The sequence below is a fragment of the Streptomyces longhuiensis genome (assembly GCF_020616555.1).
GTDB lineage: Bacteria > Actinomycetota > Actinomycetes > Streptomycetales > Streptomycetaceae > Streptomyces > Streptomyces longhuiensis.
Genome location: NZ_CP085173.1, coordinates 3766390 through 3779655 on the forward strand (window position 1 = coordinate 3766390; position 13266 = coordinate 3779655).

Sequence of the window (13266 nt, forward strand, 5' to 3'; positions counted from 1 at the left end):
GGTCACCTCTCCTTCTGCAGTACGGACAGCGCGGCGATCAGTTCGGCCTGGGACTCGGGGTGGACGTCGAGTGCGTCGAGCGGCGCGAGTCTGCGTTCGCGCTCCGCGGCGAGCACCTTGTCCAGGTAGTCGGTGAGCAGCCGCCCGCCCCGGTCGCGCAGCCGCAGGGCTCCTTGGGCGCCGACGCGGTCGGCGAGGCTCTCGCCCGCGCTGCGGGCGCGGTTCCCGCCGAGGAGGGCGGTGGCGAGGAGGGCGGCGACGAGTTCGGTGTCGGGCGGCGGGGTGGTGTCCAGGGTGCGTACCTGTTCCTCCGCGTACTCCTCGAGCATGCGGCGCCAGCGGCGTACGGCCATGCCGATGCGGTGTTCCGCGGTCTCCAGGTCGGGGTCGCGGGCGGCGAGTCCGTCCGCCGCGCCCGCGGGGTCGCGGCGCCAGGCCTCGTCGATGCGTTCGTCGGCGGCGGTGACGGCGCACAGGAGGAGCGCGCCGAGGCTCTCGGTGAGCGCGTCGAGGAGTTCGGCGGGCGCGCAGTCGAGGGGGTAGCTGCGCCACCGCTTGAGTGCGTCCCCGGCGAGCACGCCGCCGCTCTGGAGCCGGGTGCGCACGCGCGCCTCCTCCCTCGCGTACGTCTCGTCGACGGTGGCGGTGAGGCGCAGGGCGGCGGCGTACTGGGAGGCGACGGCGCCGGCGAGTTCGGGGGTGCGGACGCGGAGCGAGTCGATGACGCCGTTGGCGGTGCGGGCGATGGCCGTGCAGCGGGCGGTGGGTTCCTGCACGCGGTGGGTGAGCCAGGCGCGCAGGGGGGCGACGGCGGAGGCCGGCAGGAGGCCGCCGCCGCCGGTGGACTCGGGCAGTTCGGGGACGGTGAAGCGCGGTACGTCGCCGAGTCCGGCCTTGGCGAGCAGGGCCCCGTACTGGCGGGAGACCTCGGCGACCATCTGGTGGGGCACGCGGTCGAGGACGGTGACGAGGGTCGCGTTGTTCTCCTTGGCGCTGCGCAGCAGGTGCCAGGGCACGGCGTCGGCGTAGCGGGAGGCGGTGGTGACCATGATCCAGACGTCGGCGGCGCTGATGAGCTGGGCGGCGAGTACGCGGTTGTGGGCGACGAGGGAGTCGACGTCGGGCGCGTCGAGGAGGGCGAGCCCGCGGGGCAGGTTGCCGGAGGTCTCGACGCGCAGGACGTGCTCGCCGTCGTCGGCGGGGGGCGAGGCGCCGCGCTCGGTGTCGTCGGGCCACTGCGGCACCCATACGCGGGTGAGGTCGGGCAGGACGCGGGCCCCGGAGAACCAGCGGTGGTCCTCCGGGTGGCAGACGAGTACGGGGGTGCGGGTCGTGGGCCGCAGCACCCCGGCCTCGCTGACCTTCCGCCCGACGAGGGAATTGACCAGGGTCGACTTCCCGGCGCCGGTCGACCCGCCGATCACGGCGAGCAAGGGGGCTTCGGGGTCTCGCAGCCGGGGCACGAGATAGTCGTCGAGCTGCGCGAGGAGCTCCGCCCGGTTGGCACGCGCACGCGGCGCCCCCGGGAGAGGGAGGGGAAAGCGCGCGGCGGCGACACGGTCGCGCAGCGCGGAGAGTGCGTCGAGCAACTGAGGCCGTACGTCCAAGGTCACCACATGCGAAGAATGCCCAATTTTGGCGGCTTTCTGAAGCATATGGACGTCTCTGCGCGCCGATGCGGCCCATCCGGTCCATGGGACGGAAGGGACGACTGGGGCGCAGGCATAACGAGTGCACAACACCCGGGGCGCGAGACGCCAAAAGCGGTGCAGGATTCGTACCTGCCTGCGATTATCAGGACCGCTTCACCGAACCTCCACATCGTGCCACGGAGGCGAAGCAGCAGGGACAGGGATCCAGGAGCTCTATCCTTGGTCCCGGCAAGGTCACGGATCTCCCCCACATCCGTCCCGAGCCACTGGCCCCACACCGGCCCCCGTAGCTCAGTGGATAGAGCAGGCGCCTTCTAAGCGCTTGGCCGCAGGTTCGAGTCCTGCCGGGGGCGCCTCATTGTTTCCGGGTTGCCGGCCCTCCTCAGGGAGGGCTTTTTTCATGGGGTCCGCCGGACGCTAGCGAGCCGGCCGTAGCAGTAGCGTAAGCGATACCGCACCGTCGGATCCGGCGATCACCCCCTCCGGTACCACCCCCGACACGCCCGAGCGGCGGCCGGTCCGGTCTCAGGGCGCAGCGGGGGTACTCCCTTGGTTGTAGTGGTGATCGATTTCACTCGGGCTGTCTTGTGTCCGTGTTCCGATGCTGCGTATGGTCCCGCTGATTCCCCTCGCGATTCCGCACGGATCCGCCCGTACACCCCGAAGTAGACGGCTGTTCAGCCGAGTTGGCCCGAAGGTGAGTGAGACGTGCCGCAGCTCTCCGATCTGAGCCGCCGGACCGGCGTCCCCGACCGCATGCTCAGGTTCTATCTGCGCATGGAGCTCCTGCCGGCTCTGGACGAGTCCCAGGAGTACGACGAGTCCCATGTCCGCCGGGTGGCGCTCGTGCGGACGCTGCTCGATGTCGGCGGGCTCTCCCCCGCGGCGATCCGGCAGATCGTCGGGCGGATCGACACCTCGCCGCCGCTGCACGAGCTGCTCGGCGCGGTCCAGTACGCGCTGCCCGCGCGCGGGTCCGTGTCGCAGGACCAGGAGTGGGAGCGCGCCAAGGAGCTGACCACGGCGCTCGCCGAGCAGCGGTCGTGGCAGGTCAGCCCGGACAATCCGGCCTGGCAGACGCTCACCCAGGTCCTGGTCACCTGCGAATGGCTGGAACAGCGCGATCTGCCGCGGCTCCTGGAGACGTACGCGGAGGCGCTCGAGCGGGTAGTCGACATCGAGGTGCAGTTGCTGCGCCGGCAGCCCGACCCCGAGAGTGCCGCGGCGAGCATGGTGTCCGGCACCGTTCTCGGGGACGTCGCGCTTTCCGCTCTGCGCAGGCTGATTCATGAACATTTCTCGTGCTCGGCAGAGAAATTGGCCGAAACAGGCGATACGGCCCGTGGCGGGCCCACGGACGTGACGGCTCGGGACACCGCGCGTTCCGCCCGTGCCGAAGTCGTGGATGCCGCACGCGAGAGCTGACGGTGACGCCTTGGATTGCCTTGTCAGCAAGCCCGTAAATACGGGTAGTTGAAAGCCGCACCTATGCGGCGGAGTATCCCGGTTGTCGCTTGACACCCCGTCGCGGCACGAGGCATGCTCAATCCGATCTTCGAACCGTCTTCCCTCTTGACAACGTAGTCCGGACCTGGAAGCGGCGACGGGTATCGACGGGGGGAAGGAAACGTGCACGACGCATCGCCGCAGGAAATCCGGGGGGAGACTCCGGATCCTGAAGGCGCGACGCTCGCTGCGGAATTACAGGCACTGGAAGCGGAACTGCTCGACGCCTATCGGCGCGCTCTGCTCGAGCAGAACAATCCGCTCGGCAAGGATCAGGAAGCCTGGACGTCCTGCCGCGAGCAGGCCCAGCACATTCTCGGGGAATGCGCGCACGCCTTGCGGTACGGCACCGAAGCGCCGCTCAATCCCCAGCTCATGAAGAAGACCCGGCGCCTCGGCGGCGCCCGGATCTCACAGGGAATTCCGCCGGTCTACTCGGTCCGCGCGGGATCCATGTTCTTCCAGATCACCATGGAGTTCCTGGGACGGATCTTCGCGGACCGGCCCGGCTCCGAGCATTACCTGATGAAGGTGCCGCCCATTCTGCAGTCCGCGATCACGCGGCGCCTCGAGGAAGGGTCCAGCGGATACGACCTCTTCCTGCTCGACATCGTGCGTGACGCCGCGCAGCAGGGCCGGCACGGCATGGCGCGCGAGATCCACGACCGGATCGGCAGCACCGCCAGTCTCGCCCTGCGCCAGCTCGAGCTCTACGAACTCACGCAGCACGCCGCCTCGTCGGACGCCCGGCTCGGCAGCCTCAAGCAGGCGATCCTGGAGACGCTCTACACCACCCGGGACATCGTCACCGAGCTGCGCACCAGGTCGGACACCTGCCGCTCGCTCCAGCTGGCCCTGTCCGCGTTCGTCAGCGCCATGGCGATCGACGAACCCGTGGTGGAGATCCACGTCGACGATCCGGACGACCTGCTGCCCCGCGGCGTCAGCGACGACCTGTTCATCATGCTCCGCGAGTGCCTGCGCAACGCGCTGGCCCACGCATCGGCCTCCCGCGTCACCATCGACGTGAAGGTCGACGCGCGTCACGTCCAGGCGTCCGTGCGCGACGACGGCATCGGCTTCGTACCGGGGCAGCGGGAGGGGAACGGGCTCGCGTCGCTGACCGAGCGGGCCCAGCTCCTGGCCGGCCGGCTCACCATCAACAGCGCCCCCGGGCACGGCACGGCCATCGAGCTGTCCGTCCCCCTGGACGAGGAGGAACATGCAGACGACGGACGAGGGACGGCACGGCACGGCTGAGCCGATCCGCATCATCGCCGTCGACGACCACTCCCTGCTGCGCACCGCCCTGTGCCAGCTGCTCGACGCGGAGGACGACCTGCGGGTCGTGGCGGACGTCGACACCTCGCAGGGCCTGGGCGACCTGGTGGAGCGCACCGGCGCGCAGGTCGTGCTGCTCGACGTGGAGATGCCCGATCACCACGCGCCCAGCGTCGTCAGCGAGTTGACGGGGCGCTTCCCGGAACTGCACGTGCTGATGCTGACGATGTACAACGACGCGCAGCTGGTGCAGGAGCTGCTCGCCCGCGGCGCGCGCGGCTATCTGCACAAGAGCGTTCCGCGCGAGTCGCTCCTGTCGGCGATCCGGAATACGGCGGCGCGCGATCCGCATGTGACGATCGCCGTGCCCCGCAGCGGAATTCCAGAATCCGGATTCAGTGAGCCGCAGCAGACCCTTTCTCCCAGGGAACGGGAAGTGCTCACACAGGCGGCCGCCGCTCTGAGCAATCGTCAGATCGCCACCCGGCTGCGGATTACCGAAGGCACCGTGAAGCGACATCTGCGCAACATCTTCGAGAAACTCCACGCCGTATCGCGTATCGATGCCGTTAACAAAGCGGTGGACGCGCAACTGATCAGAAGACCGCAGGGTCCTGGACGTGACGCGAAATCGCCCCACCCCTAGGAAGGTTGAGTCACGGGGATACATCTTAGGGAGTATCCCCGTGGCCCATGGAGAGTCTGTCACCTCTCCCTCACTCGGATTAGATTCGCAGGTATGTCGATAGCGACGCCTGCGAAAACCCTGATACCCACCACGACTCCGCGATCCGGAAAATCGTCCGGTGTCCTGGGAAAGTTCCGCCTCCTGGCCCTGTGCGCGCAGGAATCCAGATATGCCGTGCAGGTCATCTTTCTGCTGCGCTTCCTGGTGGCCGGCACGGCCGGGACCGCTTCTTACCTGTCCCACCTGGCCATTCGGCCGTCACTCGTTCTCGGCGCGGCCGTCTGGTTCTGTTCCGTCGCATTCACCTATCTCTACAACGGTGTCACGGATATCCACGAGGACCGGGCCAACGGCTCCGTGCGGCCCATCGCGCGAGGCGCCCTGCCCGTCCGCTTCGCCCGCACCACCGCCCGGGTGCTCGCCGCCCTCGCCCTCACCGGCGGCGCCGTGCTCGGCCCGCTGATGTTCCTGGTCACCGCCGGCATGCTGCTGCTCGGATACGCGTACTCCGCGCCCGGCCTCGCCCTCAAGAGCCGCACCCCCGGCACCATCGCCGTCGTCGTGGCCAGCGGCGCCCTCGCCTACACCGCGGGCGCCCTGAGCGGCGCCTCGCCCCTGTCCCCCGCGCTGCTCGCCTTCTCGGCCGCCATGTGCCTGTGGATGGGCATGGTCGGCGCGGTGGCCAAGGACTTCTCCGACGCCGAGGGCGACGCCAAGCACGGCCGCCGCAACTGGACCGTCCTCTGGGGCCGCGCCGTCACCGCGCTGATCGTGTCGCTGAGCGCCGTGGGGATCGGCGCCGCGCTCCTCGTCTGCGCCGTGGCCACGGCCTCGTACGGGCTGCTCGCGCCCGCCGGTGTGGTCCTGTGCGGGGCGCTCGCGCTGAGCGCCGCCGCGCTGACCGTCCGCCGCGACGACTCGCGCGCCCGGCGCCGACTGCCGTACCGGATCTTCATGGTCACCCAGTACGCGGCGCATCTCGTCACCTTCGCCCAGCCCATCGCATGAGCAGTTCTCGCATGAGCAGTTCCGACAGAAACGGGGGACCCACGATGCGCGACACCCAGGCCCGCTTCCGAATACCGGGCGTCACGGCCTCAGAACCCGACGGGAGCGTCGGCTTCCGCATCCTCGGCCCACTGGAGGCCGTCGGCGGCGGCGTCACGCACCGGCCGCGCGGGCCCAAGGTGCGCAAGCTGCTCGCGCTCCTCGCCGTGCGCGCCCACGACATAGTCGAGGTGGACACGCTCGTCGAGGAGCTCTGGGACGGGGCGCCGCCGCCCACCGCCGTCAGCACGGTGCGCACGCACATCTACCACCTGCGCCAGGAGCTGGAGCGCGAGCTCGGCGACGGCGCCGTCCGCGACGTCATCTCCACCGAGGCCACCGGGTACTCGCTCCGCACCGCGCCGGGCCGCCTCGACCTGGAGAACTTCACCCGTCTGTACGGGCAGGGGCGCGCCGAGCTGCGCGCCGGGCGCCGCGAGAAGGCTCTGGAACGCCTGGACACCGCGCTCGGGCTGTGGCGCGGGCGGACTCTGTCCGATGTCGGGCACGGCCGCGTGCTCGCCGGGCATGCCGCGCGTATCGAGGAACTGCGCGTGCGCGCCCAGGAGTTGCGCATCGAGGCGGCCATGGGGCTCGGCCGTCACCGCGAGCTCGTGCCCGAGCTGCGCCGTCTGGTCGCCGTCGACCCGCTCAACGAGTGGCTGCACGCGCGCCTCATCGACGCGCTGCACCGGTGCGGGCGGCGCGGGGACGCGCTGCGGGCCTTTCATGACGTACGGGCCGTGCTGGCCGAGGAGCTGGGACTGGAGCCCTCCGAGGACCTGCGCCAGCTTCAGCATCACATCCTGGCGGGTGGGTCTGCGGCGTGAGCGGCGGCTTTGTCGGTACGGGGAGTGGGGCGGCGAGTCGGTCTGTGGGCGGTTCGGCTGGTGGTTCGGTGAGTCTGTCTGTGGGCGGCTTGGTGAGTCGGTCGGTGAGCGGTTCGGTGAGTGGGGCGGCGAGTCCGTCGGTGGGCGGCTCGGTGAGTCGTTCGGCTGGTGGTTCCGGGATGATTCGCGTCTGGACTGTGTCCATCGCCTCGGCTGCCTCCGCCGTTCCCCATGAAGAGGCGTACGGCGTTCTCGACCCTTCCGAGCGTGAGCGCTACGCGCGGTTCCGGCGGGGTGGTGACCGGATGCGGTATCTGGCCGTCCACCACGTGTACCGGACCGTGCTCGGGCAGGCCCTCGGGGTCGACCCGGCCGACGTGGGCTTCCGCCGGTTCTGTGCGCGCTGCGGTGACCACGGCCACGGCAAGCCCGTGCCGTTCGCGCCCGACGGGACCACTCTGTCGGCGAGCCTGTCGCACTCCGCGGCGTACGCCCTCATCGCTGTCGGTGACTCGGCCGAGGTACCCGTCGGCGTCGACATCGAGCGGGTCAGGGCCGACATGGACTGGAGCCGGATCCCCTGCGTCCAGGGCGGCCGCAACACCCACGGCTTCGAGCAGTGGACGCGTGCCGAGGCCCTCGTGAAGGCCGCGGGTACGGGCCTGAGCCGGACGCCGCCGCGCTACACCGGGCACGTCTTCGGCACCTGGCGCGCGGCGCGGGTGCCGGGGTCCGGTCACGAGTGGTTCGTGCGGAGCGTGCGCTCGCCCGACGGCTATGCCGCTTCGGTGGCCGGCGGGCGGGCCGATGCCGGGGTGACTGTGGTGCCTTGGCGCCCCTAGGTGGGGGTGTGGGTGAAGGCGTGGGTGTGGGTGAGGGGCTGCTCCCGGGTCTGTGGATCTGGGAGCAGCCCCTCCCTCGCTCGTGTTGCGGTACGCCCTATGCGAGAAGTACGCAACTGGGGCTCGCCACTTGGAGCGGCGGGGCCGCCGGGGCGAGGCGGCCCGTGGCCGGGTCCAGCCGGAACGCGCTGACCGACTGGCCCGCCTGGTTCGCCGTGTAGACGAACCGGTCCGACGCGTCGAGTGCCACGTCCCTGGGCCAGCGGGTCCCCGGGGCCTTCGCCGTGACCGGCTGCGACGCGAGGAGCGTGAGCGTGCGGCCCGCGTTCTCCACGCGGAACGACTCGACCGTGTCGAGGCCCCGGTCCGCGGTCACCAAGGTGCCGCCGTCTCGCGTGAGGTGGACGGCGGACGGGGCGTTACGTGGGTTGATGCCGGGCGGGGCCACGGAGGCGTGCGAGACCGGCGTGAGCCGGCCCGTGGGCGCGTCGTACGCGTGGACGGTCACGGAGTGGCCCAGTTCGTTGGTGACGTAGGCCAGCTTGCCGGCGGGGTGGAAGACGAGGTGACGTGGGCCGATGCCTCGGCCGACCTGGGTCCTGTGGGCCAGCTCGAGGCGGCCTGCGCGGGTGTCGAAGTCGTAGACGTAGATGTGGTCGTTGCCCTTGTCGGGGACGAGGACGCGGCGGCCCGCGGGGTCGAAGGCGATCATGTGCGGGTGGGGGCCGCGCTGTTCCTGCGGGTGCGGGCCGTGGCCGTGGTGGCGAAGCACCTGGACGGCATCGCCGAGGGAGCCGTCGGGGTGCACCGGCAGGACCGCGAGGTGGCCCGAGTCGTAGTTCACGGTGAGCAGGAAGCGGCCGTCGGGGTGGACGGCCAGGTGAACGGGGGCCGCGCCGTGGCTGGAGCGCGGCGGGCCGTGGGGGTGCAGCCTGTCGCCGTCGATGCGGTACGCGTGGAGCGAGCCGGTGGCTCCGCCGGGGCGTTGACTCACGGCGTACAGGTGGCGGTGGTTCGGGGCGAGAGTGAGGTAGGAGGGGTTCACGATGTCCCGCTGCCAGCCGGTGAGTTCGAGCTGTCCGTCCGCGCCGACCCGGGCGATGCCTATGCCGGGGAGGCCCGGCAGGCCGTACTCGCCGAGCGTGAACCCGCCGATGTACGCGCGCCTGGCGCGGGGGCGTGGGGCGTCACCCGCTACGGCTGTGGCCCCGGTCCAGGCCAGCGCGGCGACGACTCCGGCCGCGGATGCTGCGAGCAGCCTGCGGCGGTTTGGGTGGTGCGTCGCGTTCATGGTTCGGCTCTCCGTTGTCGTGGAAAATGGTCGGGGCAGCGTCATGGGAGACGAGTGGTGGGGTTCGGGCTTCGGCTTCGCTGGCTGTGCCGGCTGTCGTCGGCCGTTGCGTTTTCGGGTGCGGGGCCGCGGGGGCATGTACGTGCTCGCTGTTCTACGGGTGCACGTCAGCTAGTTGATTGCCCGTACGTGGTGCTGGTGGCTCCGCGCGCACATGCCCCCACGTCCCCTCCCGTCTCGTCGGCGCCTCACGGCCGGTGGAACTCGCTGCCTGCCTGCCTTCCAGGTCGTGTCTCGTGCGCCGTCGGGCGTTCGGTGGGGCTGCCCCTTCGCCGTCGCCGGGCCTTGTCTCGTACGCGGCTCATCGGCCGTGGGGCTCCGTGGGCCCTCTCGTGGTGGGCGGCCGGACGGTGCGCCCGCGCGTCAGATCTTGGCTCCGAGTACCAGCCCGGGGGCCAGCAGGATCGCGAAACCCGCCGCCGCCAGGGCCACGAGGATCTGCCAGGTCGCGCGCAGGTCGCGGAACCGGGGTGCCCGGCGGGCCGCCGCCAGCACGGCGATCGCCGCCGCCCAGGCGGGAAGGGCCAGGCGCAGTGTGACCTCGCCGGTGAAGAGGAGGCCGGCGCGCGGGCTGATGCACTCCGACGGCGTGCACAGGGACGTGTGGGCCGGGCTGCTCCACGCCGTTCCGGCGGCCAGGACGAGCAGGGGCGCCACGGCCACCAGGGCCGTTACCCAGACGTATGGAGTGAGTCCCGTACGGCCGTCCGCGCGCCGTCGGGTGACGGCCAGCGCCGCCAGTGCCGGGGCCCAGCCCGCGAGTACGCCGAACAGGCCCGCGTGCGAGGCCTCGGCCAGCGCGGCCCAGGTGGTGTCGGGGCCTACGGGCAGCCGTAGCAGGGCCAGGAGTCCGGTGGCCGCTGCCAGTGCGGCGGCGGTGTGCGCCCACGTACGGGCGAAGGAGGGCGCGCCCGCCCAGGCCACGAACACGCCTGCCAGGGCTATGAGTACGACCGGCGGTCCCGCCGTCACTCCCCACGCCAGGGGGAAGCCGGGCAGGCCGTCGCCCAGGGGCGCGGACCAGGTTCCCCAGTCCCCGAAGAGCGCGGCGAGCACCGCGGTCACGCCGGCCGCGATCATTCCGGCGAGCGCCAGCCGGCCGTCCCGGATAGCGTTCGCGCGTGCGGCCCGCTCGTCCCCCGCTGACGCGTCTCGATCATCCCCGGCAAGCGCATCTCGATCATCCCGGCCGTCCCGGATAGCACTCCCGCCTGCGGCCCGGCCGTCCCGGCTAGCGCTGGCGCGTGCAGCCCGGTCGTCCCGGCTGGCGTTCACGCGCGCGGCCCGCTCGTCCCCCGCTGACGCGTCTCGATCATCCCCGGCAAGCGCATCTCGATCATCCCGGCCGTCCCGGATAGCACTCCCGCCTGCGGCCCGGCCGTCCCGGCTAGCGCTGGCGCGTGCAGCCCGGTCGTCCCGGCTGGCCTTCACGCGCGCGGCCCGCTCGTCCCCCGCTGACGCGTCTCGATCATCCCCGGCAAGCGCATCTCGGTCATCCCGGTCGTCCCGGTCCTCCCCCGCCGGCGCGTCCCGGTCGTCCCTGGCGGCGGCGGGGTCCGTCTGTTCATCGGTGCGGAGGCCTGTCCGTGCATCGGGGGCGGGGCCGGGCTCCTCATCGGTGAGGGGGCCAGCCTGCTCGTTGGTGAGAGGGCCTGGCTGCTCATGAGTGAGGGGGCCCGGCTCGCCATCCGTTCGGAGGGGCGCCACGCCCCGGGTTGCCGTCGACGGGGGAGTGACGGGGCCGGGGCGCGGCGCGTGTGAAGGGACGGCCGGACCGGGGTTGCCGGCCGTCCCGGTTCGGGGGGCGGGCGGGGTGGGCGCCTCCGTGCTGGGTGCCTCTCCCGCCCGCCCTGCGGAGGGCAACGTCACCGCAGCGCCTCGGTGCGCGGTGCCGGGGCGGGCGCGGGCGGGGGCGGCGGGGCCGAGGACTCGCGGAAGCCGTACTTCGACCACCAGCGCGCCAGCGGGGCCGGTGCCCACCAGGCCCATTTGCCGAGCAGCGCCATCGTCGCGGGCACCAGCAGGCCTCGTACGATCGTCGCGTCCACGAGGACCGCGATGACCAGGCCGACCCCGATCATCTTCATGAAGAGGATCGAGGAGGCCATGAAGCCGCCGACGACCACGACGAGCAGCAGTGCCGCGCTCGTGATGATCTTGGCTGTGCGCTGGACTCCCAGGGCCACCGACTCGACCGGGTCGCCGCTCACCTCCCACTCCTCACGGACGCGGGAGAGCAGGAACACCTCGTAGTCCATCGCGAGGCCGAACGCGATCGCCACGACCAGGACCGGGAAGTTGGCGTCCACCGCTCCGATCGGTTCGAAGCCCAGGAGGCCCGAGAGGTGGCCGTCCTGGAAGATCCACTTGATCGCTCCGAACGCGGCCAGGAGCGAGAGGAGGTTGAGGATCACCGACTTGAGCGGGAGGAGCAGGGAGCCGAAGGCCAGGAAGAGGACGAAGAACGAGACGACCGCTACGAAGAGGGCCATCCACGGGAGGCGTTCGCCGATCATGCCGACGATGTCGACCCGGGACGCGGGCATGCCCGTCAGGAGCGTGTCCGCGCCGGCCGGGGGCGCCGTGGCGCGCAGGTCGTGGACCATGCTCTGCGCGGCGTCGGACATGGCGTCCGGCGTGTAGCGGAGCGTGATGCGCGCGTCGTTGCCCTCGAAGGCCGTCGGGGTCGCGGAGGCCACTCCGTCGACCTTGGCCAACTTGGCTGCGTAGGCCGCCACTTCGGCGCGGTCCACGGGGCCGGTGGCGCCCTGGACGACCGAGGTCATGATCTGTGCGGGGTTCGTCCCGAAGTCCGACGCGAGCGTCTTGCCGACCACCTTCGCGTCGGCGTCCGAGGGCAGCACCCACTCGCCGGGGCGTGCCCAGTTGACGCCGAGGAGCGGGGCTCCGAGTCCCACGAGGACGGCGACGATCGCCAGCGAGGAGATCAGCGGCTTGCGCATGACCGCGTGGGCCGTGCGGTACCAGCGGCCCTCCTTCTCCGGCTTGGGGGCGCGGTTCCTGCCGCCCAGCGGGATACGCCACTTGTCGATGCTGTGCCCGGTGTACCGCAGCAGGGCCGGCAGGAGGGTGAGGGAGCCGACCACCGCGAACGCCACCACGGCGACCGCCGCGTACCCCATCGAGGAGAGGAAGCGGGAGGGGAAGAAGGCCAGTCCCGCGAAGGAGATCGCCACGGCGACACCGGAGAAGGCGACCGTGCGGCCCGCCGTCGCGGTGGCGCGCTCCACGGCCGTGTCGACGTCGGCGCCCGCGTGGAGTTCTTCGCGGAAGCGGTTCACGAGGAACAGCGCGTAGTCGATCGCGAGACCGAGGCCGAGGATCGTGATGACGTTGATGACCGTGCTGGAGATATCCGTGAACATCGTCAGGACGCGGAGCACGACGAAGGAGCCCAGCGCCACGAACGAGCCGACGGCCAGCGGCAGGAGTGCCGCGATCGCGCTGCGGAAGATCAGGACCAGGAGGATCAGGAGGATCGGGACCGACAGCATCTCGGCGCGCGCGATGTCCGAGCCGGTGAGGGTGTTGACCTGGTCGGTCATCGCGGCGACGCCGCCGTAGCGGACCGTGACGCCGTCGGCCGCGAAGTCGTCCTTGATCTTCTCCAGCGCCTCGACCTGCTTCTGGTCGTCATCGCTGGTGAACTGGACGGTCGCGTAGGTCTGTTGGTTGTTCTTGGACACGTACGCGCTCGGGTCCTGACCGCCGGGGTGCCAGAACGAGTCCAGGCGGGCGATGCCGGCGCGCGGGACGTCGTCCAGCGCGGCGCGGACGGCCGCGCCGAAGGAGTCGACCGTGGCGTTCTTGTTCTTCGACTCGTACAGGACGATGAGATCGTTGGACTCGCGGCCGAGCGGGCCGTCGAGGACCTTGTCGGCCTGTACGGACTCGCTGGCCGGGTCGTCGAAGCCGGCGCCGCCGGTGAACGAGCCGAAGACCCCGGTGCCCCACACGCCGGCGAACAGCGTGAAGACGACTGCCGCGATGACGACCCATTTCCGGCGCCGCGCGGTGAACTTTCCGATAGCGGCAAACACTTCTGTCT

The 13266-nt window shown here is 71.2% G+C and carries 10 protein-coding genes and 1 tRNA gene; 7 read left to right on the forward strand and 4 right to left on the reverse strand.

Annotated elements, in window-relative coordinates; translation table 11 throughout:
* Positions 1-2: 2 nt before the first annotated feature.
* Positions 3-1616, reverse strand: coding sequence for a dynamin family protein (locus LGI35_RS17430; protein WP_376225217.1), 1614 nt, complete (start codon positions 1614-1616; stop codon positions 3-5).
* A gap of 316 nt (positions 1617-1932) precedes the next feature.
* Between LGI35_RS17430 and LGI35_RS17435 the strand changes: the two genes are divergently transcribed.
* From LGI35_RS17435 to LGI35_RS17465, 7 genes are all read left to right on the forward strand, one after another.
* Positions 1933-2005: transfer RNA gene (locus tag LGI35_RS17435), tRNA-Arg, on the forward strand.
* Positions 2006-2360: 355 nt separating this feature from the next.
* Positions 2361-3077, forward strand: a complete 717-nt coding sequence (locus tag LGI35_RS17440) for a MerR family transcriptional regulator (protein WP_227294729.1) — start codon at positions 2361-2363, stop codon at positions 3075-3077.
* A gap of 204 nt (positions 3078-3281) precedes the next feature.
* Positions 3282-4418, forward strand: a complete 1137-nt coding sequence (locus LGI35_RS17445) for a sensor histidine kinase (RefSeq protein WP_227294730.1) — start codon at positions 3282-3284, stop codon at positions 4416-4418.
* Entirely contained in the window at positions 4381-5085 is a 705-nt protein-coding gene (locus LGI35_RS17450; protein ID WP_227294731.1) for a response regulator, read from the forward strand. The genes LGI35_RS17445 and LGI35_RS17450 overlap by 38 nt, the downstream gene beginning before the upstream one ends.
* Before the next feature lie 216 nt (positions 5086-5301).
* Complete coding sequence (locus LGI35_RS17455) at positions 5302-6135, forward strand: UbiA family prenyltransferase (RefSeq protein ID WP_227294732.1); 834 nt, start codon at positions 5302-5304, stop codon at positions 6133-6135.
* Positions 6136-6146: 11 nt separating this feature from the next.
* Positions 6147-7004, forward strand: a complete 858-nt coding sequence (locus LGI35_RS17460) for an AfsR/SARP family transcriptional regulator (RefSeq protein ID WP_227294733.1) — start codon at positions 6147-6149, stop codon at positions 7002-7004.
* A gap of 197 nt (positions 7005-7201) precedes the next feature.
* Positions 7202-7846 carry a 4'-phosphopantetheinyl transferase family protein gene (locus tag LGI35_RS17465; RefSeq protein WP_227294734.1) on the forward strand — a complete coding sequence of 215 codons (645 nt, stop codon included), beginning with the start codon at positions 7202-7204 and terminating at the stop codon, positions 7844-7846.
* Positions 7847-7943: 97 nt separating this feature from the next.
* Here LGI35_RS17465 and LGI35_RS17470 read toward each other — a convergent pair whose 3' ends face one another.
* From LGI35_RS17470 to LGI35_RS17480, 3 genes are all read right to left on the reverse strand, one after another.
* Positions 7944-9137 (reverse strand): lactonase family protein, encoded by a 1194-nt coding sequence (locus LGI35_RS17470; RefSeq protein WP_227294735.1) that lies wholly within the window; start codon positions 9135-9137, stop codon positions 7944-7946.
* A gap of 423 nt (positions 9138-9560) precedes the next feature.
* Entirely contained in the window at positions 9561-10277 is a 717-nt protein-coding gene (locus LGI35_RS17475; protein WP_227294736.1) for a hypothetical protein, read from the reverse strand.
* A 785-nt stretch (positions 10278-11062) separates the two neighbouring features.
* Positions 11063-13258, reverse strand: a complete 2196-nt coding sequence (locus LGI35_RS17480; protein ID WP_227294737.1) for an MMPL family transporter — start codon at positions 13256-13258, stop codon at positions 11063-11065.
* Positions 13259-13266: the final 8 nt, after the last annotated feature.